Annotated in this window: 17 protein-coding genes; 11 read left to right on the forward strand and 6 right to left on the reverse strand. The window is 71.3% G+C overall.

Annotated features, from left to right (window positions below; translation table 11 throughout):
* The first annotated feature begins 244 nt into the window (after positions 1-244).
* The gene (locus EDD93_RS16465; RefSeq protein ID WP_123525855.1) at positions 245-841 is read left to right on the forward strand and encodes a histidine phosphatase family protein; all 597 of its coding nucleotides are present in this window, start codon (positions 245-247) and stop codon (positions 839-841) included.
* Positions 842-1,287: 446 nt separating this feature from the next.
* Here EDD93_RS16465 and EDD93_RS16470 read toward each other — a convergent pair whose 3' ends face one another.
* On the reverse strand, positions 1,288-2,652 hold the full coding sequence (locus EDD93_RS16470; protein WP_123525856.1) for a tetratricopeptide repeat protein: 1,365 nt from the start codon (positions 2,650-2,652) through the stop codon (positions 1,288-1,290).
* A gap of 241 nt (positions 2,653-2,893) precedes the next feature.
* On the opposite strand from EDD93_RS16470, the gene EDD93_RS16475 reads away from it, so the two are divergent.
* Complete coding sequence (locus tag EDD93_RS16475; RefSeq protein ID WP_123525857.1) at positions 2,894-3,364, forward strand: hypothetical protein; 471 nt, start codon at positions 2,894-2,896, stop codon at positions 3,362-3,364.
* 106 nt (positions 3,365-3,470) lie between these two features.
* On the forward strand, positions 3,471-4,397 hold the full coding sequence (locus EDD93_RS16480; RefSeq protein WP_260255756.1) for a spermidine synthase: 927 nt from the start codon (positions 3,471-3,473) through the stop codon (positions 4,395-4,397).
* A 28-nt stretch (positions 4,398-4,425) separates the two neighbouring features.
* Here the strand turns inward: EDD93_RS16480 and EDD93_RS16485 are convergent, their stop codons facing one another.
* Positions 4,426-4,968 (reverse strand): hypothetical protein, encoded by a 543-nt coding sequence (locus EDD93_RS16485; RefSeq protein ID WP_123525858.1) that lies wholly within the window; start codon positions 4,966-4,968, stop codon positions 4,426-4,428.
* A gap of 88 nt (positions 4,969-5,056) precedes the next feature.
* Between EDD93_RS16485 and EDD93_RS16490 the strand changes: the two genes are divergently transcribed.
* The 3 genes from EDD93_RS16490 to EDD93_RS16500 all read left to right on the forward strand — a co-directional run bounded on the left by EDD93_RS16490 (position 5,057) and on the right by EDD93_RS16500 (position 8,806).
* Positions 5,057-5,767 (forward strand): response regulator transcription factor, encoded by a 711-nt coding sequence (locus EDD93_RS16490; RefSeq protein WP_123525859.1) that lies wholly within the window; start codon positions 5,057-5,059, stop codon positions 5,765-5,767.
* Complete coding sequence (locus EDD93_RS16495; protein ID WP_123525860.1) at positions 5,764-7,197, forward strand: ATP-binding protein; 1,434 nt, start codon at positions 5,764-5,766, stop codon at positions 7,195-7,197. The genes EDD93_RS16490 and EDD93_RS16495 overlap by 4 nt, the downstream gene beginning before the upstream one ends.
* A 130-nt stretch (positions 7,198-7,327) precedes the next feature.
* Positions 7,328-8,806 carry a cellulose binding domain-containing protein gene (locus EDD93_RS16500; RefSeq protein ID WP_123525861.1) on the forward strand — a complete coding sequence of 493 codons (1,479 nt, stop codon included), beginning with the start codon at positions 7,328-7,330 and terminating at the stop codon, positions 8,804-8,806.
* Between the two features lie 77 nt (positions 8,807-8,883).
* On the opposite strand, the gene EDD93_RS16505 is transcribed toward EDD93_RS16500, so the two are convergent.
* Complete coding sequence (locus EDD93_RS16505) at positions 8,884-10,716, reverse strand: 2-isopropylmalate synthase (protein ID WP_398903871.1); 1,833 nt, start codon at positions 10,714-10,716, stop codon at positions 8,884-8,886.
* 153 nt (positions 10,717-10,869) lie between these two features.
* Here EDD93_RS16505 and EDD93_RS16510 point away from each other — a divergent pair, with 153 nt between their 5' ends.
* Positions 10,870-11,562, forward strand: a complete 693-nt coding sequence (locus EDD93_RS16510) for a FadR/GntR family transcriptional regulator (protein WP_123525862.1) — start codon at positions 10,870-10,872, stop codon at positions 11,560-11,562.
* A 10-nt stretch (positions 11,563-11,572) separates the two neighbouring features.
* Here the strand turns inward: EDD93_RS16510 and EDD93_RS16515 are convergent, their stop codons facing one another.
* From EDD93_RS16515 to aspT (EDD93_RS16525), 3 genes are read right to left on the reverse strand one after another with little or no spacing between them, the layout of a single operon-like run.
* Positions 11,573-13,234 (reverse strand): bifunctional aspartate transaminase/aspartate 4-decarboxylase, encoded by a 1,662-nt coding sequence (locus EDD93_RS16515; RefSeq protein ID WP_123525863.1) that lies wholly within the window; start codon positions 13,232-13,234, stop codon positions 11,573-11,575.
* 48 nt (positions 13,235-13,282) lie between these two features.
* A complete protein-coding gene (gene aspT / locus EDD93_RS16520; RefSeq protein ID WP_123525864.1) occupies positions 13,283-14,986 on the reverse strand; it encodes an aspartate-alanine antiporter in 1,704 nt (567 codons plus the stop codon).
* A gap of 9 nt (positions 14,987-14,995) precedes the next feature.
* Complete coding sequence (aspT, locus tag EDD93_RS16525; RefSeq protein ID WP_123525865.1) at positions 14,996-16,672, reverse strand: aspartate-alanine antiporter; 1,677 nt, start codon at positions 16,670-16,672, stop codon at positions 14,996-14,998.
* Positions 16,673-17,362: 690 nt separating this feature from the next.
* On the opposite strand from aspT (EDD93_RS16525), the gene EDD93_RS16530 reads away from it, so the two are divergent.
* From EDD93_RS16530 to EDD93_RS16545, 4 genes are all read left to right on the forward strand, one after another.
* Positions 17,363-18,688, forward strand: coding sequence for an ABC transporter substrate-binding protein (locus tag EDD93_RS16530; RefSeq protein WP_123525866.1), 1,326 nt, complete (start codon positions 17,363-17,365; stop codon positions 18,686-18,688).
* A 189-nt stretch (positions 18,689-18,877) separates the two neighbouring features.
* On the forward strand, positions 18,878-19,876 hold the full coding sequence (locus EDD93_RS16535) for a carbohydrate ABC transporter permease (protein ID WP_123525867.1): 999 nt from the start codon (positions 18,878-18,880) through the stop codon (positions 19,874-19,876).
* Between the two features lie 15 nt (positions 19,877-19,891).
* On the forward strand, positions 19,892-20,812 hold the full coding sequence (locus tag EDD93_RS16540) for a carbohydrate ABC transporter permease (protein ID WP_123525868.1): 921 nt from the start codon (positions 19,892-19,894) through the stop codon (positions 20,810-20,812).
* A gap of 177 nt (positions 20,813-20,989) precedes the next feature.
* A complete protein-coding gene (locus EDD93_RS16545) occupies positions 20,990-22,450 on the forward strand; it encodes a GH1 family beta-glucosidase (RefSeq protein WP_123525869.1) in 1,461 nt (486 codons plus the stop codon).
* The last annotated feature ends 186 nt before the right edge of the window (positions 22,451-22,636 follow it).

Consider the following 22,636-nt stretch of genomic DNA (forward strand, 5'->3'; position numbering starts at 1 on the left):
GTGCGGTGCGGCCGGGAATCCCCCAGGGGTGCCCTCGGCGCCCCTCAGCCGCTCTGTTCGGTCTGCGATGAGTGGGACGCCGATGCGGCCCCCCGGGTTGCGTCAGGTGCGTGTGCGAGATGATGGAAATCCGGACGTTCCGTTCCCACCGTTCATCCGTAGCGTGTCGGACGGTTGTGTCCCCGTCGATGTCCAAGATCTCAGATCCAGGATCAGAGGTCTCAGTTTCAGGGAGAGCCGTCACATGGCACCGCGAATCCTGCTTGCCCGGCACGGCCAGACGGAATGGTCCGTCAACGGCAATCACACCGGCAGGACGGATATCCCCCTGCTCGACACCGGGCGCGAGGGGGCCAAGCTGCTCGGGGAGCGGCTGCACCGCGGCCCGTGGGTGGACCTGCCCGGTCTCGAGGTCCGGACCAGCCCGCTGGTGCGGGCCTCGGAGACCTGCGAGCTCGCGGGCTTCGGCGAGGTGGCCGAGCCGTGGGACGCGCTGATGGAGTGGGACTACGGGGCGTACGAGGGGATGACGCCGGCCGCGATCAAGGCGGCCCGCCCGGACTGGTTCATCTGGCGTGACGGGGTGCCGGAGGGGGAGACCCTGGCCGAGCTGTCGGCCCGAGCCGACGAGGTCATCGAGTGGGCCCTCTCCGCCGACCGCGACGTGCTGGTCTTCGCCCACGGCCACATCCTGCGGGCGCTTGGCGCGCGGTGGCTGGGCGAGGACGTGTCGTTCGCCGCGCGCATCCGGCTGGAGCCGACGTCGCTGTCCGTCCTGGGCTGGGCCTACGGGGCACGGGCCCTGGAACGCTGGAACGACACGGGCCACCTGGAGCGGTAACACCCGGGTACGCGCGTCTTCGGACGCCCCCGCACCTATTCAGTTCGGTCCGGGTAACCCGGCCGGTTCGGGCAACCTGAGCCTGGTTCTGGGTAACCCGAGCCGGTTCGGGCAACCCGAGCTTGGTTCCGGGTAACTCGAGCCGGTTCGGGCAACCCGAGCTTGGTTCCGGGCAACCCGTGCCGGTCCGGCAACTCAAGCCCGATTCCGGTCAACCAAGCCCGTCCGGCGTTTGAGGACGGAACCCTCCGCCCGGAGCCGGGGCGCGAAAACCAGCCCGCCCGGCGCCTGAGGGCAGGACCGTGCCCCCGGACCGAGGCACAGGGTTCCGTCCTCAAACGCCGGACGGGCTGGGGGTGGCCGGGGCACAGGGTTCCGTCCTCAAACGCCGGACGGGCTGGGACGGCCATGTGAGGGCCCCGCACTGGCCTGCAGGCGCCCCGCAGCTACGGCGTCGGGGCGGACGCTCCGTGGCGGTCGAGGAAGTCCGTGATGTCGACCGATCCCCGGCCGCGAGGCCTCAGTACCGCCACCGCGCCCGCCAGCATCGTCCTGATCCGGGAGGACCGGACCTGGTCCAGCAGGTCGAGCACCTGGTGACCCGTGGCCGCCGCCTCCTCCGCGAGGCCCGCGTGGGCCAGGTCCGTGGTCAGCTCGGCCCGGTACAGCGCCAGGTTCCGGGTGAAGTGCGGGTCCTGCAGCCGCGTCGCGCGCCGCGCGTGCCGGGCCGCCCGCGACCAGTCGCCCAGCGCCGACCAGCACTGCGCCTCCAGTATCTCCAGCTCCGCCTCCCGGAAGAAGCTCATCCACTCCGGGTCCGACGGTGACGGCCCCCGCCCGAACGCGGTGTGCGCCCGGCCGAGCGCCCGCTCGCAGCCGGTGCGGTCACCGAGCCCGGCCCGGCCCCCCGCCTCCCGCAGCGAGAGCAGCGCCATCAGCCGCGGTGAGCCCAGCGGCCGCGCCGCCCGCTGCCCCGCCTCTGCGGCCCGCACGGACTCCCGCGAGCGCCCGGTGTCCCGGGCCAGGAACGAGGCGTTGCAGAAGGCGTGCGCCTCCAGCGCGTGGTCCCCGGCCACCCGGGCCGTGGCCAGCGCCTCCGCGTAGTGCGAGCGGGCGTCCTCGAACCGGCCCGAGTCATGGGCCAGCCAGCCCACCGAGATCGCCAGCTCACCGGCCCCGGTGTGCAGCCGGTCCGCCGTGGAGCGCCGCGTCGCGGTCCCGGAGTCGAGCAGCGCGTACGCCGCCCGCAGCGGCTGCGAGGCCCGCCGGTACAGGCCGTCACCCCCGTGCCGGTCGTCCAGCAGACGGATCTGCCGCACCGCCTTCTCGACGGCGTTCACCTCCGCCTCGCCGACCCGGCGCTGTGCGGGCAGGGACACGGAGGCGGCGATGCCGCCGCCGAGGCCCAGGCTCAGGGACGCGGCCGCCATCGTGGTGGAGCCGCTTGTCATGAATACGCGACGCAGCACGTCGCACTCCTCGTCGGTGTCGCTGCCGGGCAGCGGCGAAGTCGGGGACGAAGGGGCGTCCGCGGCGGGCCGCGCCCCCCGGCCGCGTACCGATTCACGCGGCGAGAAGCCCAGGTCCGCCAGGTTCGCCCCGGGGAACATGTGCAGGAAGACCCGCTCGTACGCGTAGTTGGGGCAACGGATCTCGCCGGACTCCACGCGGCCGATGTACCGGGCGTCGCACGCGACCTGCTCGCCGATCTCGCGGGCGGACCTGCGTACCGCGGCAGCGAACTCCCCGGCGGAGCGCTGTCCACGCAGCCGCCGGAAGGCGAGGTTGGGAACTGCCCGTGTCGACACCATGGCGGGGCCCTCTCAGGTGCGAGCCGGGCGTTTGTTTCCGGTGTCCCGGCGGAGCAAGAACGTACCTGCTGTGACAACTCACACACGCTGCGTTTACTGACAAAACGGGTATCTCGCCCACGATCCGCCATGAACTGCCACCCTTTGCGGCGGTGTGGGGCCGTAGCCCTTGACGCGGTCGGCGCGTTGGTCCATGTGGCGACGGAGTCCGGCTCCGCCCGGCGATGAGAGGAGAGGTCCCTTGTTGCACACCGACATGGCGACCGGCTCGCGGACGACCGCGACGACGGCCGCACCGACCGCGACGACCGGCCCCATGGCACCCGCCGAGGAGGCGGCCGCGTCCGGCTCGCTCCCGGGCGCGGAACCCTGCGACGTGGTGACCGTTCCCGCCCGGCAGGGCCTGGAGGCAGTGGACATCCTGCGCCGGGGCGCCGACCAGGAGGCCGTCGGCCCGGTCCTGCACGACGGGACCTGTGCCACCCTCGGCTTCCTGGTGCCGTCCGGCACCGCCGAGGCCTGGGACGTACCGGGCAGTGCCTGTACGCAGTCCGACGGCCGGGGGTTCCGCGTCCCCGCCGAACCGCCCGTCCCCGGCAGCGGCTGGCTGCTGCCGCCCGCCGACGACACCTCGGTCACCGACCCGGCCGCGCTGCGGGCCGCGCTCGACCAGGCCGCCCGGATGATCGAGGCGGCCGACAACTGCCGCTAGGGCCTGTCCGGCCATAATGTCCGCAGGGGCGGTGCGCACCACCGCCCCGGCACGGCCGGTCCCGGCCGGTCCCTGACCGATGAGCAGTGAGCGGGTACGAGCGGCAGTGGCACGTCGAGGAGCCTCCGGCGGAGCGGGCGACCGCAAACAGCGCACGGACCGGGGGGCCGACCGCAAGGCGGCCCGGGGCTCCGGGCGCACCGGGGGCAACGTCTCGGAACCGGTGGACGGCGGCCTCGCCGAGCTGGTGCCCGACCGGGAGCGCAGGCGCGCCTGGACGCTGACCATCGACGGCGCGCCGCAGTCCCACGTGGACCTCGACGACCCGGGGTACCTCTCCTTCGAGTACCAGCGCCGGATCGGCCACATCGCGGACCTGGCCGCGCCCGCCGGGCAGCCGCTGCACGTCGTGCACCTGGGCGGTGGGGCCTTCACGCTGGCCCGCTACATCGCGGCGACCCGGCCCCGCTCCACCCAGCAGATCGTCGAGGTGGACGCGGCGCTCGTCGCGCTGGTGCGCCGGGAGCTGCCGCTGGACCCGCAGGCCAGGATCAGGGTCCGGTCCACCGACGCCCGCGCCGGGCTCGGCAGGATCCAGGACGACTGGGCCGACCTGGTCATCGCGGACGTCTTCAGCGGGGCCCGGACCCCCGCCCACCTCACCAGCACCGAGTTCCTCGCGGAGGTCCGCCGCGTCCTGAAGCCCGGCGGGAGCTATGTGGCCAACCTCGCGGACGGCCCCCCGCTGGCCCATCTGCGCGGCCAGATCGCCACCGCCGCGACCGTCTTCCCCGAGCTGGCGCTGGCCGCCGACCCGACCGTGTTCCGGGGCCGGCGCTTCGGCAACGCCGTACTGCTCGCCTCGGACGTGCCGCCCAGGGTCGCCGAGCTGACCCGCCGGGTGGCGACCGATCCGCATCCGGGGCGCGTCGAACACGGGCGGGCGCTCGCGGACTTCACCGGCGGCGCGGCCCCGGTCCACGACGCCGGCGCCCGGCCCTCACCGCTGCCGCCCGCCGCCGCCTTCGACTGAGCGCCCGCCGCAGGCCCCCGCAGCGCCGTCAGGTCACGATCTCGACCTTCGGCGGGTAGCCGTTCCAGGTGCAGAACACCGAGACCGTCGTCCCGTCGTCCCGGGCGAAGTTCACCCGGATCCAGGACGGCTCCGTCCAGACCCGCATCGACCAGCCCTGCTCCGGCGTCGCCGACACGAGCTTCGCGCTGGCCGCGCCCAGCTCGAAGACGACCCGTCCGCCGTCCGTCGCGTAACTCCGCGCCGTACCGGCCGGGCCGGCCGTGGCCGACGGGGTGGGCCGGGGCGTGCCCGCCGGGGTGTGCGAACGGGCGGGGGAGGTGCTCACGGACGCCTTCGGGGCGGGGCGGGGCCTGCCGGCGCCAGGCGACGCGGACGGCTCCGGGCGGTGCGTCGAGGACGACAGGGTCTCCGTGGCCGCCCGCGCGCTCGCGCTCGCGGAGATCGGCACCGCCCGCGGCGGGTCGTACGCCGTCCCCGCCATCACGGTGTGTACGCCCCACCACGACAGCGTGACCGCCGCGCCGGTGGCGAGCGACCACGCGAGCCCGTGTACGAGTCCTCGTCGCATCCGGCACATCCTGCACCATGGGGGCCCTCGTCCGGGCGAAAGGCCCTGGGACCTGTCGCCGGCTGCCGGATGGCGTACGGTGCCGCCCATGCCAAGTGTGCTCGTGGTCGAGGACGACCAGTTCGTACGTTCCGCCCTCATCCGGCACCTGACCGAGGCCTCCCACACCGTACGGAGTGTCGGAACCGCGCTCGAAGCGCTGCGCGAGGTCGCGCACTTCCGGTTCGACGTGGTCATCCTCGATCTCGGGCTGCCCGATCTCGACGGTTCGGAGGCGCTCAAGATGCTGCGCGGCATCACCGACGTGCCCGTCATCATCGCGACCGCCCGGGACGACGAGAGCGAGATCGTCCGGCTGCTCAACGACGGTGCGGACGACTACCTGACCAAGCCGTTCTCCGTGGAGCACCTCGCGGCGCGGATGGCCGCCGTGCTGCGCCGCTCGCGCGCCTCCGAGGGCCGGTCCGCCTCCCCGAGGGTGATCCGGGTCGGCGGGCTCTCCATCGACCCGCTGCGGCGCCGGGCCGAACTCGACGGCACCGACCTCGATCTCACCCGGCGGGAGTTCGACCTGCTGACCTTCCTGGCCGGCCGGCCGGGCGTCGTCGTCGCGCGCAAGGAACTCCTCGCCGAGGTGTGGCAGCAGTCGTACGGGGACGACCAGACCATCGACGTCCACCTCTCCTGGCTCCGCCGGAAACTGGGCGAGACGGCCGCCAGGCCCCGCTATCTGCACACCCTGCGCGGTGTCGGCGTGAAACTGCAGCCGCCCGCCGCGCCCCCGGAGCAGCCCGCATGAGGTGGGCCCTGGTCAAGGTCTGTCTGGCCGTCACCGCGATGGTCGTGATCGCGTTCGCCGTACCCCTCGGCCTCGTCATCAAGGAGATGGCCCGCGACCGGGCCTTCTCCGACGCCGAACGGCAGGCCGCGACGATCGCCCCGACGCTCTCCATCACCACCGACCGCGCCGAACTCCTGAAGGCCGTGCTCACCACCGAACCCGGCGCCGACGACCGGATGGCCGTCCACGTGCCCGCCGCCGCCGAGGCCGACCGGCGGGCGGTCGAGATCGGCACCCGGCGCGCCACCCGCAAGGACCTGGAGACCGTACGGGCCTCGGGGCGCGCCTCCATCTCCGAGGTGCCCGGCGGCTCGGCGCTGCTCCAGCCCACCGCGCTCGGCTCCGGCGGCACCGCCGTCGTCGAGGTGTTCGTCCCCCAGGACGAGGTCACCAACGGGGTCACCACCGCCTGGCTGGTGCTCGCGGGCGTCGGCATCGCGCTGATCGTCGGCTCGGTCGCGGTGGCCGACCGGCTCGGCGTACGCATGGTGGAGCCCGCCCGGCGGCTCGCGGGGGCGGCGCAGGACCTGGGGGAGGGGCGGCTCGGGACCAGGGTGCCGGAGGAGGGCCCGACCGAACTGCACTCGGCCGCCGTCGCGTTCAACTCCATGGCCGACCAGGTCGTCCAGCTCCTCGCCAACGAGCGGGAGCTGGCCGCCGACCTCTCGCACCGGCTGCGCACCCCGCTCACCGTGCTTCGGCTCAACGCCGCCTCGCTCGGCGACGGCCCGGCGGCCGAGCAGACCCGGGCGGCCGTCGAGCAGCTGGAGCGCGAGGTCGACACGATCATCAGGACCGCCCGGGAGCAGCGCCCGCAGACCCAGGGCCAGGGGGGCGGTCCGGGAGCCGGCTGCGACGCCTCCGAGGTGATCCGCGAACGCATGGCCTTCTGGTCCGCGCTGGCCGAGGACGAGGGCCGCGAGGTACGCCTGGCCGGGGTGGACCGTACGGTGCGCATTCCGGTGGCCCGCCCCGAACTGGCGGCGGCGCTGGACGCGTTGCTCGGCAACGTCTTCCGGCACACCCCCGAGGGCACCGCCTTCGCCGTGGACGTGCACCACAGCGGCGACGCGGTGATCGTGCTGGTCTCGGACGCGGGCGGCGGCATCGCGGACCCCAGGGCGGCGATGGCGCGCGGCGGCGGCGCGAAGGGCGCGGTGGGCTCGACCGGGCTCGGCCTCGACATCGTCCGCCGGGTCGCGGAGTCCACCGGCGGCGATGTGCGGATCGGGCGCTCGGTGCTCGGCGGCACGGAGGTGCGCATCTGGATCGGGCTCGGCGGGCAGCGGCCGCAGCGGCGCGGGCACCGGGTCGGGCGGCAGCGGCGCGCGGTGAACCGGCGGGGCGCGGGGGCCCGGTTCCGGTCCGGAGCGGGCCCGAACCTTTAGACCGGCCGATGGGCTCCTTAAGCCCACCCTAAGAACATCAACGAGGGCCCCGAATGCGGCATATGCGGGATTCGGCGCCGCTAGCTTGTTCTCGCACCCCCCCACTTCCGTATGACGAGGCAGGAACGCGATGGGCACCAGCACGCACCGGCGCACGGCGAGCACCAGGACCAAGGCGATCGGCGCGGTCGTCGCCGCGGCCGTGATCGGCGGGACGGTCTTCGCCCTCACCGGCACGGCGCAGGCATCGGCGGTCGGCGCCGCCTACACCAGGACCAGCGGCTGGACGGGCGGCTACACCGCGCAGTACGTCGTCACCAACGACACCGACAGCGCCAAGTCCGGCTGGACGCTGGAGTTCGACCTGCCGGCGGGCACCAGGATCAGCTCGCTGTGGAACGGCGAACACACCGTCAGCGGCAACCACGTCACCGTCACCCCGACGAGCTGGAACAAGGAACTGGCCCCCGGCAAGTCCGTCACCGTCGGCTTCGTCACCGCCTCGGACGACAAGGCGGCCGACCCCACCGGCTGCCTCATCGACGACGCCAAGTGCTCCGTCGACACCGGCGCCACCCCGGAGCCCAGCGGCCGCCCCACCGACACCGCGGCCCCCGCCCCCACCGGGTCCGCCACCGCCACGAAGCCGCCGGCCGGCACTCCCACACCGACCCCCACGAAGACCGGCACGGGCGGCGGCAGCGGCGGTACGGCGAGCGGCGCGGGCTTCGCCCCGTACGTCGACACCTCCCTCTACCCCGCGTTCGACCTCACCGGCACCGCCGCCAAGACCGGCGTCAAGCAGTACAACCTCGCCTTCATCACCTCCGGTGGCAGCTGCGCCCCGCTCTGGGGCGGCGTCACCGGCCTCGGCGACGACCAGGTCGCCTCGCAGATCGACGGCCTGCGCGCGGCGGGCGGCGACGTCCGGGTCTCCTTCGGCGGCGCATCCGGCTCCGAGCTGGCCCTGAACTGCACCTCGGCGGCCGACCTGGCCGCGGCCTACGGCAAGGTCGTGGACGCGTACAAGCTGACCGAGGTCGACTTCGACATCGAGGGCGGCGCGCTCCCCGACACCGCGGCCAACTCCCGCCGCTCCCAGGCCATCGCCCAGCTCCAGAAGGACCACCCCGGCCTGGACGTCTCCTTCACCCTGCCGGTGATGCCCGAGGGGCTGACCCAGCCCGGCGTCGACCTGGTCGCCGACGCGAAGAAGAACGGCGTCGACGTCGGGGCCGTCAACATCATGGCGATGGACTACGGCGCCTCGTACAGCGGCGACATGGGCGGGTATGCGATCCAGGCGGCCACCGCCACCCAGGCCCAGATCAAGGGCGTGCTCGGGCTCTCCGACGCGGACGCCTGGAAGGCCGTCGCGGTCACCCCGATGATCGGCGTGAACGACGTCAGCACCGAGATCTTCAAGGTCGAGGACGCCACCCAGCTGGTCGCGTTCGCCAAGGAGAAGGGCCTCGCCTGGCTCGCCATGTGGTCGGGCACCCGCGACAAGGAGTGCGCCGGCGGCGCGAAGCCGACCGCCGACGCCTCGTGCAGCTCGATCACCCAGGAGCCGCTCGCCTTCACGAAGGCCTTCGCCGCCTACGAATAGCCACCACCCCCCCCGCGCATCCCGGCCGGTCCCCACGCCCCCCACACCCGGCCGGGGTGCGCCCCCACCCCGTGCGGCTACCGCGCCCGGTTGACCGCCGACAGCACCGCCGCCACCGACGACGCGAGCGCGGAGGCGTCCTGGCCCGCCCCCCAGCGGACCTCGCCGTCCACCCGGCACTCCGCGTACGACGTCACCGTGGACCGGGCCGCGTCAGCCCCGTGCTCCGAGAAGTCGAGGACCGTCACCGCCACCCCGGCGGCCGCCAGCGCGTCCGTGAACGCGGACACCGTGCCGGCGCCCGTACCCTCGTAGTCGCCCTCCCGCCCGTCCACCCGCAGCGTGCAGACGAACCGGCGGCCACCGGCCGGATCGCGCTCCGCGGTCCAGGACGTCAGGGCGATCTCCCCGTCCCGTCCGGGGACCAGGTACGTCGCCTCGAACAGCTCCCACAGGTCCTTCGGCGTGGCCTCGGCGCCGCTGTCGTCCGTCGCGTCCTGCACCGTACGGGAGAAGTCCGCCCGCATCCGGGCCGGCAGGTCGACCCCGTAGCCGCCGCGCAGCAGATGGGCGATGCCGCCCTTCCCGGACTGGCTGTTGACCCGGATCACCGCCTCGTAGCTGCGCCCCACGTCCGCCGGGTCGATCGGCAGGTACGGCACCGACCACACCTCGGAGCCGCTGTCGGCGCGGTGGGCGAACCCCTTGCTGATCGCGTCCTGGTGGGTGCCGGAGAACGCGGTGTACACCAGGTCGCCGCCGTACGGGTGGCGCGGCGGCACCGGCAGCCGGTTGCAGTGCTCGACCGTGCGGCGGATCTCGTCGATGTCCGAGAAGTCGATCATCGGGTCGACGCCCTGGGCGTGCAGGTTCAGCGCCAGGTTGACCAGGTCGACGTTGCCGGTGCGCTCCCCGTTGCCGAACAGGCACCCCTCCACGCGCTGCGCCCCCGCCAGCACCGCCAGCTCCGCGCACGCCACCCCCGTACCCCGGTCGTTGTGCGGGTGGACGGAGAGGATCACCGAGTCGCGCCGGTCCAGATGGCGGTGCATGTACTCGATCTGGTCCGCGTAGACGTTCGGCGTCGCGATCTCCACCGTGGCGGGCAGGTTGTGGATCACCGGGCGGTCCGGTGAGGCGTCCCACAGCTCGGTGAGGCTGTTGCAGTTCTCCAGTACGTAGTCCGGCTCGGTGAGGACGAAGACCTCCGGCGAGAACTCGAACCGGATGTCCGCGCCTGGCCTGGCCCGCGCGAGGCGGTCCATCAGCCGCGCGGCGTCCAGCACCACCCCGTGCACCCCGGCCCGGTCGCGTCCCAGGACGACGTCACGCCAGACGGGGGCGGTCGGGATGTAGAGGTGCACGACCACCCGGTCCATCCCCACGACGGACTCGAAGGTCCGCTCGATCAGATCGGCCCTGGCCGGGGTGAAGACGACCACCGTCACGTCGTCCGGCACCGCCCCGCTCGTGGCCAGGTGCCGTACGAAGCCGAAGTCGGTACGGCTCGCGGACGGGTAACCGATCTCGATCTCCTTGAAGCCCATCGCGACGAGCAGATCGAACATCCGGCGCTTGCGCGGGGTGTCCATCGGCTCGGCCAGCGCCTGGTTGCCGTCCCGCAGGTCGACCGGGACCCAGAGCGGGGCCCGCTCGGTCCGGGCCTGCGGCCAGGTGCGCCCGGTCAGCGGGATCTCGACCCGGTCGAAGGCGGACCGGTAGCGGTGCGACGGCATCGAGCCGGCGCGCTGCCGGTTCCAGCGGGGCGCGGACTCGGGCACCGGTCCGCGCGGCGTGCAGATCGTGGGAAAGCCGTGCGCCGGCGGCAGGGTGCCGGACGCGGCGGCGGACGTGGCGGCCGGTGGGTTCTCGGGCAGGGACTCGGGCATGAACGGGGTCTCTTCTCGCATCGCCGGACGCGACCGGCACAGCACGGCACCCCGCGGCGGGGTGCCGATCGCTTCAGGCCCCGCCGCGGCAGCCGAGAAGAAGGAGACCGCGGTACGTCATGGCCGGTACAGTAGCCAGAAACCAAGTCCTCAGACAACCTGACAGGTGAATCCGTGTCCTCGCTCGGCCCGCTCCGCCCCAGCCCCCTGGTCGAACAGGCCACGAGCCATCTGCGCGCGCAGATCACCGAGGGGCACTGGCCGGTCGGCACGAAGATCCCCGGCGAGACCACCCTCGCCAGGACGCTGGGCGTGGGCCGCTCCACCGTCCGCGAGGCCGTGCGCACGCTCGCCGCCCTCGGGCTGCTCCAGTCCCGGCAGGGCGCCGGCGTCTTCGTCATCGCCGACCACGCGGCCGAGGACTGGCCGGTCAGGCTGCGCCGGGCCGCTGTCACCGACGTCTACGAGGTCCGCATGCTCATCGAGGTCCAGGCCGCCCGGCTCGCCGCCGGCCGCCGCACCGACGAGGACCTGATCGCCCTGGACGCCGCGCTCACCGCCCGGCTGGCCGCGGGCAGCGGCCCCGACGCCGGCTTCGTGGACGCGGACATCGCCCTGCACCGGACGGTCGTGGCCGCCGCCCACAACCCCGTACTGACCGATCTCTTCGGCGAGTTCGCCCCCGCGCTGCGCCAGGCCCTGATCGACCTGGTGGACCTGCTCGGACTGCGCCGCGCCGACCCGAACCACGGCCACGCGCAGCACCGGGCGCTGGTCACCGCGGTCGTGGCGGGCGACGCGGAGTCGGCGGGCCGGGCCGCGCAGGCGGAGCTGGAAGACACCCTGGCCCGCCTGCGCGCCACCTGAGCCCCGGGCCCTACGCCGCGCCCGCCCCCGACTCCCGCCACTCCTGCGCGTACTCGTCGAAGATCGCCCGCAGCTGGTGCCCGATCTTCAGGTAGTCCAGGTCGTCCAGATTGGCCAGCGAGACCCGGACCGACCACTCGGGGCCGTCGAACCCGCCGCCGTTCAGCAGCACCACGGAGGTCTGCTCGGCCAGCCGGAACAGCGGGTCGACGGGCTCGTAGTTCTGCTCCAGATAGTGGGCGAACTCCAGGCCCAGGGTGCGCTCCGCCTCGGCCAGCAGGTCGAGTTCGATGTAGTACGAGGCCCGCTTGGGGTCCTCGGAGATCTTCATGTGCGCGCCCTCCAGGAGGAGTTCGAGGCGCTGCTGCACGATCGAGCGGATCCGGGCCTTGTACGCCTGGCCCTCGTCCAGCATGTCGAACAGCGAGAACAGCGTCATCATCACCTGCTGCGGCAGCGACAGGCCCGCCGTGTGGTTCAGCGCCACCTGCCGGGAGTCCGCGACCAGCCGGTCGATGAACCGGATCTTCTCCGGCTCCAGCGAGAGCGTCCCGTACCTGCTGTTCAGCCGCGCCTTCTGCGCCGCGTCCTGGGCCCGCAGCATGTCGTCGATGACGTTGTCGTCGTGCAGCCCGATGACGCCGAGCCGCCAGCCGGTTGCGCCGTAGTGCTTGGAGTAGGAGTACACGAGCAGCGCGTTGCGCGGCAGGTCGGCGGCGAGCGAGCGGAAGCCCTCGACGAAGGTCCCGTAGACGTCGTCCGTCACCACGATCAGGTTCGGGTTGCGGTCCGCGACGATTCCCACGATCTGCTCGGCCACCTTCGGTGCGAGCGCGAGCGAGGGCGGGTTGCTCGGGTTGACGCAGCAGACCAGCTTGACCGAGGGATCGGCCAGCTTGTCGATCTCCTCCGGCGGATAGCGCCACTGCCGCACGCCGGTCTCGGTGAACAGGTTCGCCTCGACGCGGACGACGTCGAAGCCGTACGTGTCGAGCTCGGGGATCTCCAGGTACGGCGTGAACACCGGCACCATCAGGGCGATCCGGTCGCCCTTGTGCAGGATTCCGTTCTTCATCAGCGAGTCGAAGATGTAGCACATCGCCGCCGTGCCGCCCTCGGTCGCGAACAGGCTCAGCGTCTGCCCCTCCGGCGGCCGGTGGTCGAACATCTCGTCGGCCACGTACCCGCGCACGACCTGCTCGACATGGGTCAGGATGCGCCCCGGCACCGGGTAGTTGTCCCCGATCGAGGAGTCCGCCAGCTCGTGGACGAAGGCGTCCGGCACGAAGCCGAACCGCTTGACCGCCAGATCGATGCTCGCCTTGAGCAGCTCGATCCCGGGCAGTTCCGGATGCGTGCGGACGAAGGTGGCGAAGCGCTCCGCGCAGCCGGTCTCCTCGGGCATCCCGCCCAGGTTGTCCGCCGTCCAGACCCGCCGGGACTCGGAGAGCGCGAAGTAGCCGAGCGCGTGGTACGCCTCCCGGGGACCGGTGGCGATCCAGTTGGGGTTGCCGCGGCCCGCGTTGAGCATGGCCCGCATCGCCTTGCCCTTCTGGCCGGGCTTGTCGCTCTGTGCCGACTGGGCGATGGTGATGAACTTGTCCTTCAGCTCGAACGGGCTGAGCTGGGCGAACGACCGGATCTCGGCACGGCTGAGGGTGGCCTTGGGCATGTCTGCGCTCCCGTGTTCAGGTTCGGTGGTGGTGGATCACGATCACGTTCAGTGGTTGAGGATCACGATCACGGCGCCCCACACGGTCAGCAGCACGTTGCCGACGGCGTACGGGATCGTGTAGCCGAGCGTGGGGATCTGCGACTTCGAGGTCTCGTTGATGGCGCCGATCGCCGCCGTGGTGGTCTGGCCGCCGGCCAGCACGCCCATCAGGATCGGGAATCTGATCTTCTGGATGTAGTGGCCCACCAGGAAGCCGACGAGCAGCGGTACGACGGTGGCGACGGCGCCGAGGAGCAGCAGCCCCCAGCCCGCCGAGGACAGCCCGCTGGTGAAGCTGGGACCGGCGTTGATGCCGACCACCGCCACGAACATGCACAGCCCGAGGGTGTCCATGAACCACTGGGCGCCCGGCGGCACGTTCCCGTACGTCGGGTACTTGCCGCGGATCCAGCCGAAGACCAGGCCCATGATGAGGCCGCCGCCGGAGGTGGAGAGCGAGATCGGCACGCCGCCGGCCGTCAGCGCGGGGATGCCGATGCAGCCGCCGAGGAAGATGCCGAGGCCGACCCAGATCATGTCGGTGGCGAAGCTCGTCGGCACGGGCTTGCCGAGCTCCCGCCCGGCCGGCCCGACCAGCCGCTCGGGGCCGGTCAGCACCAGGGTGTCGCCGCGCTCGACCGGGGTGGAGAGCCGGAAGGGGAACTCGGCGCCGGCCCGGTAGATCTTCTCGATGTAGACACCGGCCATGAACGGCTCCCGGCGCAGTTCCGCCACCGTCCGCCCCAGCTGGGCCTTCTCGGAGGCCACCACGTGCATGGTCTCCGTGCGGTAGCCGAGCAGCGCCACGTCGTCGGCCTCGGCGCCCACGTGGGTACGGGCGTCGAAGTCCACCAGGTCGTGCCGCAGCGCGCTGATCGCGACGGTGTCGCCGTCCCGCAGCACCAGCGTCTGGGCCTGAGGCAGGACCGTTCCCTCACGCCGGACCTGGGTGATGTAGACGCGCCGGCCGAGTGCCTGCTGCTGGCTCTCGAAGTCGTCGATGCTGCGGCCGACGAGGTCGGGGCGCTCGACCCGGTAGGCGCGCAGCACCGTCTCGTAGTAGCCCTCGCCCTCGTCCGGGTTGTCGTCCGGCGCGTCCAGTTCGGCGGCCAGCTCGGCGCTCTCCCGGGCGAGGTTCTTGCGGTAGAGCCTCGGCAGCACGTTGGCGAGCAGCATCGCGCACAGGATGGTGCCGAGCGGATACGTCACCGCGTAGCCGACCGCCACCAGGTTCTGTTCGGACTTCACCTGCGCGGAGGAGAGCCCCGGCAGGGTGCCGATGGCGTCCTGGGCGACACCGATGGCCGCGGACTGCGTGAGCGCGCCGCTCATCAGGCCGGCGCCGAGCCCGGGTCCGTAGCCGAGCATGACGGCGAACAGCCAGGAGACCAGCAGGCCGGTGACGCAGACGACGACCGCGTTGACGACCTGCGGCAGTCCGTCCTTCCGCAGCCCGCGGAAGAACTGCGGTCCCACCCGGTAGCCGAGGGCGAACAGGAACATGATGAAGAAGAGGTTCTTCACGGTCCCGTCGATCTGGACCTTGAACTGCGCGCCCAGCACCAGCCCGGCGACCAGGCAGCCGGTCACCGCGCCGAGCGCGATGGCCTTGTAACGGATCTTCCCGATCAGGAAGCCGAACGCGACGACCAGGAAGACCAGCAGCTCGGGATGGGGAGTGAAGATGTTGCGGTTCAGGAAATCGATCATTCAGGCCCCCTAGGCCCCCAGGACCCCGACGAGGATCGGTCCGGTCAGTGGCAGCAGGAAGTTGGAGAGCGCGTACGTGATCGTGTAGCCGAGCAGCGGTACGGAGCTCTGCGCCACCTGGGTGATGGAGGTGATCGCAGGGGTCGAGCACTGCTGTCCCGCGATGGCCCCGATGAGCAGCGGTTTCTCGATGTGCAGGAGTTTCACCCCGACGATCAGTGAGATGGACGCGGGGATCAGCACCATGGCGATGCCGGCGAACGGCAGCAGCGCGCCGTACTCCTTCAGCAGCGGCCAGGCCTGCGGTCCGGCGGTCAGCCCGGTGCAGGCGATGAAGACGGCCAGGCCCAGGTCCTTCAGGGTGTTCGCGGCCTGCGGCGGGAAGGCCCCGAAGGTCTGCTTGCGGGAGCGGAACCAGCCGAAGAGCAGCCCGGTGACCAGACAGCCGCCGCCGGTGCCGAGCGACAGCGGGATGTCGCCGATCCGCACGACGATCTGGCCGAGCAGCGAGCCGGCCACGATGCCGAAGCCCAGGTAGATGTAGTCGGTCGTGTCGTTCTTGACGACGGCACCGATCTTCGCGACGAGCCGGTTGAGCCCGGCGCGGGCGCCGACCAGCGTCAGTACGTCGCCGCGCTGGACCGTGGTCTCGGCCGATGCGGGCAGGTGCTGGTCGTTGCGCAGCACGTCGGTGATGTAGACCCCGTCCTTGCGGAACTCGGGGTGGGTCTGCTCCAGATGGGCGATGGTCGACCCTGCGGTGGCCTTCTCGGTCACCGCGACCTGGGTGGTGGCCAGGGGGGTGTCGAGCCCCGGCACCGCCGGTGTCTCCGGGCCGATCTCCCGGCCGGCCGTGATGATCGCGGAGCGCCGTCCGACGACCTGGACCAGGTCGCTGAGGGTCAGTTCCAGGTCGGGCGACGGGTCGAGCACCTTGCTGCCGCGCTTGACGCCCTCGACGGTGATGGCGTTGCCGAGCCCCGCCTCCAGCTCACCGATCCGGCGGCCGTCCGCGAGGGTCACCAGGAAGGTGCGGCCGACCGTCCGGGGCAGCGCCTCCCGCTCGTCGTCCTCCAGGCCGGCGGCCCCGCCGCGCATCTTCTCCCACAGCTCGCGCGAGGCGTCGGCGAGGTTGATGCGGAGCAGCATCGGCATGATCTGGCTGGTGAACAGCACGATGGTGATCAGGCCGAAGAGGTAGCAGACGGTGTAGGCGGTGGCGACGTGCCCCTGGTACTGGGTGATCTGGCTCTGGGTCAGGTCATCGAGCTTGCCGATTGCCTCGGTGGCCGTACCGACGACCGCGGACTCGGTCGCCGCACCGGCCAGGATGCCCGACGCGGTGCCCACGTCGAGGTCGAAGGCCTTGGCGATGCCGAAGGCGATCCCGAGGACGCAGACCAGCTCGATCAGGCAGAGCGCGAAGAAGCGCAGGCTCTTGCGGTTGAGGTTGGCGAAGAACTGCGGCCCGGCCAGGTAGCCCAGCGAGAAGATGAAGAGCGCGAAGAAGACCGTCTTGACGTCGTCGTTGACGCTGACGTGCCGGGTGCCGATCAGCAGCGCGACGATCAGTGTCCCGCAGATGCCGCCGAGGGTGATCGGGCCGACGCGAATCTTGCCGACCAGGTAGCCGAGGGACAGGCAGAGGAAGAGCGCGAGCTCGGGATGGTCCCGGACGACTCCCATTCGGCCTCACCCACCCGAGCGAATATAAAGGATCAATAGGTACATAGTGGTGAATTTAACAGGGTGTGAGGTGTGAGGCATTTTCACCGAGTTGTCCGTATGTCGGCCGCTCATCGGCCGTCCGTCGACTGCTCGTCGGCCGCCCATCGGACACCCATCGGCCGCGCACCCCGGCGCGCCGCCCGTCGGATTCGGGGAAAGAACGCGAGGACCCCCCAGGTCACCCCCGTGACGCGGTGTCCCGTTCACCTTCCGTCGGGCTCCCGTGGCCCGGCCGGGGGTGGCGGCGGCGGTTTCCGGACGGCCCCGGAAATCCGGCCCGACGGGGCCGGTCGCCTGCCGAGCACGCACCGATCCAGCCCCAACACACCCCCTACCTGGGGCGATTCGGATTTGACGGCCTTCCGACTCCTCGCCCGTTCCCTTTGGCAAGCCCCTGGCGGGACACGGTCTCGTGACTTGCAGGACACGCTCGCGCAACGGAAGCGTCTTCAACTCTTGACACCCACCCCTCCCAGGCAGGAACCTTCCGACATCGACGCATGGGAGCGCTCCCACATCGCAGGAGGATTTCTCGTGCGAACGGCACTGCCCGTGTCCTCCCCCCTGAACCACCTGGCACCCGCACCCACCAGCGCGAATGCCACGCAGTCAGAACGCCAGTCCCACCCTGGAACAAGGAGTAGTGGAATGCGTATCACCCGCACCGTCGCCGGCCGAAGCCGCAGAGCCGCGGTTCTGGTCACCACGGGCCTGACAGCCTCGGCCCTGTTGCTGACCGGCTGCAGCAGCGACTCGGACTCATCGGACGAGAGCTCCGATGCGAACGGGAAGATCACGCTGACCGTCGCCGACTTCGGGCAGTTCGGCTACAAGGAAGCCGGCCTCTTCGCGAAGTACCACGAGCTGCACCCGAACATCACGGTGAAGGAAGACACCACCGCCGAGGAGAAGAACTACTACCCGAAGCTGCTCCAGCAGCTGAGCGCGGGCAGCGGACTGGCCGACGTCCAGGGCATCGAGGTCGGCCGGATCAAGGAGATCGTCGACACCAAGGCGGACCAGTTCGCCGACCTCAGCAAGTCGATCGACGTCAACGACTGGGTGTCCTGGAAGGAGAAGCAGGCCACCACCAAGGACGGCAAGGTGATCGGCGCGGGCACCGACATCGGCCCGATGTCGCTCTGCTACAACTCCGAGCTGTTCAAGAAGGCCGGCCTGCCGACCGACCGCAAGGCCGTCGCGGCCAAGTTCGCCGGGGGCTGGGAGGACTACCTCAAGCTCGGTGAGGAGTACCAGAAGAATGCGCCTGCGGGCACGTACTTCATGGACTCCGCGAGCGCCATGTTCAACGCCGTGGTCAGCTCGAACGCCAAGCAGTACTACGACGAGTCGGGCAAGGCGATCTACAAGGACAGCCCCAGCGTCAAGCAGGGTTGGAACCTCGCCGCCGAGGCCGCGGACAAGAAGCTGACCCAGGGCCTCGCCCAGTTCGGCGACCCGTGGAAGGCCGCGCTGCGCAAGAGCACCATGGCCACCGTGGTCTGCCCTGCCTGGATGGCCGCCCAGATCTCGGACGCCGCCGGTGAAGGCAACAAGGGCAAGTGGGACATCACCACCGCCCCGGGTGAGACCGCGTCCAACTGGGGCGGCTCCTTCCTCGGTGTTCCGACGGCCGGCAAGCACGTCAAGGAGGCCGGTGAGCTCGTCAAGTGGCTGACCGCCCCCGAGCAGCAGGCCGCCGTCTTCAAGGCGACCGGACTCTTCCCGTCCAACAAGGGCGCCTACGACCTGGCCGACGTGAAGACCGGCAAGCTCCCGTACTTCAACGACGCGCCGATCGGTGAGATCTACGCGGACGAGGCCAAGTCCATCCCCGAGACCGTTCTCGGCCCGAAGGACGCCGACATCAAGGACGCCATCTCCACCCAGATCAACAACATGGAGCAGCGCGGCACCAGCCCTGACAAGGCCTGGGACGCAGCGGTCGACAAGGTCGACAAGGTGATCGGCTGACGGTCGCGGCGGCGGGCGGCCCCAGGGCCGCCCGCGCCTGCGTGTCCCCATCCCGCGCCGGGGCGGCCGTCTCCCGGCGGGCTTCCGCGGGGCGGCCGGGTAGGTATCCGGCCGCCCCGCGGAAGCCCACCGCCGGACGCCGCCGCCCGTACCCGGGTAACCAAGCAATCCAGGGAAGGAATCCCGCTCGTGGCCACCTCGACTCCCACCCGGGACGCATACGTGCCGCCACCGCGCGGCTCCCAGCAGACGCCGGTGAACGCCCGCCGGCAGATGTGGCGGAGCCGGCTCTGGCGGTTCGACGACAAGGCGTCGCCGTACGCCTACATAGCCCCGTTCTTCCTCGTCTTCGGCGCCTTCGGGCTCTATCCGCTGATCTACACCGGCTGGATCGCCCTGCACCGGGTGGAGATGACCGGCCTGGACCAGATGGAGTGGGTCGGCTGGGACAACTTCGACCGGATCCTGCACGACGCGGAGTTCTGGACCGCCGTCACCAACACGTTCGTGATCGGTGTCATATCGACGGTTCCGCAGCTGCTCGTCGCACTGGGCCTGGCCCACCTGCTGAACTACAAGCTGCGCGCCAGCACCTTCTGGCGGACGGTCATCCTCACCCCGTACGCCACCTCGGTGGCCTCCGCCGCCCTCGTCTTCGCCCTGGTCTTCCGGGCCGACGGCGGTCTGCTGAACTGGGTGCTGCACTTCGTCGGCCTCGGGCACACGAACTGGGCCAACGGCGAGTGGACGTCGAAGATCGCCATCTCGGTCATCGTGATCTGGCGCTGGACCGGCTACAACACCCTGATCTACCTGGCGGCCATGCAGGCCGTGCCGTCGGATCTGTACGAGGCCGCCTCGCTCGACGGCGCCTCGCGCTGGCAGCAGTTCCGCAAGGTGACCATCCCCTCGCTGCGGCCCACGATCCTGTTCACCATCGTCATCTCGACCATCGGTGCCATGCAGTTGTTCGGTGAACCGCTGCTGCTGGAGGGTGGCGCGATCGGCGCGACCGGCGGAACCGAGAATCAGTACGAGACCCTCAGCGTCTACCTCTACAACTACGGCTGGCACCTCGGGCATCTCGGTCCGGCCGCCGCAGTGGCCTGGGCGATGCTCGCCCTCCTGCTGATCATTGCCGCGGTCAACTGGCTCATCGGCCGCTTCGTACGCAAATCCGCGGTCTGACCGGGAGCGAATTCCATGACCATGACCAGCCCCACCCAAGCTCCGGAGCTCGGCCTCCCGGCACGTACCGCCCACCGCGCCCCGAAGGGCCCGAGCCGCTTCAAACCCGGTGCCGGCAAGCAGCTGCAGGGCGGCCCGTTCGCGTACATCGCGCTGGCAGTCGTCGGTATCGGCTCGCTGCTGCCGCTCTACTGGACCCTGGTGGCCGCCTCCCACACCCAGGACGAAGTGCTCGCCAGCACCCCGCCGTTCCTGCCGGGCGGACGGCTGATGCACAACCTCGACGCCGCCTGGAACCAGGCCCACCTGGGCAAGGCGATCGTCAACAGCTTCGTCGTCTCGTCCTGCATCACGGCGGCGACGCTCTTCTTCTGCACCCTGGCCGGCTACGCCTTCGCCAAGATGCGGTTCCGGGGCAGGGGCGGCCTGATGACCGGGGTCATCCTGACCCTGACGATCCCGCCGCAGCTCAGCGTCGTCCCGCTGTTCATGATGATGTCCGACCTCGGCTGGGGCGGAAAGCTGGAGTCGGTGATCTTCCCGACCCTGGTCAGCGCGTTCGGCGTGTTCTTCATGCGGCAGTACCTGAGCGAGGCACTGCCGTACGAGCTCATCGAGGCCGCGAAGATCGACGGCGCGAACAACTTCCGCATCGTCCTGAGCATCGTGCTCCCGGTGGCCCGCCCCGCGATGATGGTGCTCGGCATGCTCACCTTCGTCCAGGCGTGGAACGACTTCTTCTGGCCCTACCTCGCGCTGAACCAGCAGAACCCCACGCTCCAGGTGGCCCTCGGCCAGCTGAGCGCCTCCTACACCCCCGACCAGAGCATCGTGATGGCGGGCGCGCTGATCAGCACGCTGCCGCTGCTCGTCGTGTTCGTGATCTTCGGGAAGCGGATCGTCGGCGGCATCATGTCCGGCGCCGTCAAGGGCTGACACGCCCCGCCGGCCACGACCCGCCCACCACGTCGCGCGATCACGCTCCGCCGATCACGCCCCGCCGATGACCGCCACCGGAAGACCCGTACGGCCCGCACCCGACCGAGGGCCGTACGGATTCCGGAGCACCACCCCTTCCCGCCCCTGTCCGTCCACTCCTGGGAGCGCTCCCGCATGACTGCTGTACGACCCGACATCGCCCCTAAGCAGGCGCCCGAGGCGACGAGTTTTCCGACAGGCTTCGTCTGGGGGGCGGCCACCGCCGCCTACCAGGTCGAGGGTGCCGCGGCCGAGGACGGCCGCACCCCCTCCATCTGGGACACCTTCAGCCGTACGCCGGGCAAGGTCCGCAACGGCGACACCGGAGACATCGCCGCCGACCACTACCACCTGTACCGCGACGACGTGGCACTGATGAAGCGGCTGGGGCTGAAGGCGTACCGCTTCTCCGTCTCCTGGTCCCGGGTGCAGCCCACCGGGCGCGGCCCCGCCGTCGAACGCGGCCTGGACTTCTACCGCAAGCTCGTCGACGAGCTGCTCGAAGCGGGCATCACCCCGGTCGCCACCCTCTACCACTGGGACCTGCCCCAGGAGCTGGAGGACGCCGGCGGCTGGCCGCAGCGGGTGACCGCCGACCGCTTCGCGGACTACGCCGCGATCATGGCGGGCGCCCTCGGCGACCGCGTGGGGACGTGGACCACCTTCAACGAGCCCTGGTGCTCGGCCTTCCTCGGCTACGGCTCCGGAGTGCACGCTCCCGGCCGCACCGAGCCCGCCTCCGCCCTGCGGGCGGCCCATCACCTCAACCTCGCCCATGGCCGGGCGATCGAGGTCCTGCGCGGCCAACTCCCCGCTGCCGTGCAGACCTCGGTCACCCTCAACCTCCACCAGGTCCGCCCGCTCACCGCGAGCGCGGCGGACGCCGACGCCGCCCGCCGGATCGACGCGGTGGGCAACCGGATCTTCACCGGTCCGATGCTGCGCGGCGAGTACCCCGAGGACCTGATCGCGGACACCCGGCACCTGGTCGACTGGTCGACGCTGGTCCAGGACGGCGACCTGGCCGCCATCTCCCGCCCGGTCGACGTGCTCGGCGTCAACTACTACACGCCGACGCTCGTCTCCACGCCCGCCGAGGGCGCCGGCGACACCCGCAACGACGGCCACGGCGCCAGCGACCACTCCCCGTGGCCCGGCTCCGAGCACGTCGCCTTCCACCTGGCCGAGGGGAAGGAGCGCACCGCGATGAACTGGTCGATCGACCCCAACGGGCTCTACAGCCTCCTCATGGACGTCACCCGCGACCACCCGGGGCTGCCCCTGATGGTCACCGAGAACGGCGCCGCCTTCGACGACTACGTCTCGCCCGAGGGCCGGGTGGAGGACCCCGAGCGGATCGCTTACCTGCACGGCCACCTCGACGCGGTCCAGCGGGCGGTGGCCGACGGAGCGGACGTCCGCGGCTACTTCCTCTGGTCGCTGATGGACAACTTCGAGTGGGCGTACGGCTATTCGAAGCGCTTCGGCGCCGTGTACGTCGACTACGCCTCCCAGCGCCGCATCCCCAAGTCCAGCGCCCACTGGTACGCCGACGTGATCCGCCGGCACGCCCTGCCGCCGACCGGCCCCTCCTGACGTCGATCAGGTCAACCGCCGCTGAATGAGCGGAGGCTGACCGCTCCTGCCCGATCATGAGCCACCCCGGAGACCCGGCCCCGCGCCGGGTCTCCGCCGTGTCCGGGGGCGGGCTGCGCCCGTCCCCACCCCGGCCCGTCTGAGCCGCTTGACCACGCGCGTAGAGTGGGAGCGCTCCCATGAATG

The sequence above is a fragment of the Streptomyces sp. 840.1 genome (genome assembly GCF_003751445.1).
In the GTDB taxonomy this organism is placed as follows: Bacteria; Actinomycetota; Actinomycetes; order Streptomycetales; family Streptomycetaceae; genus Streptomyces.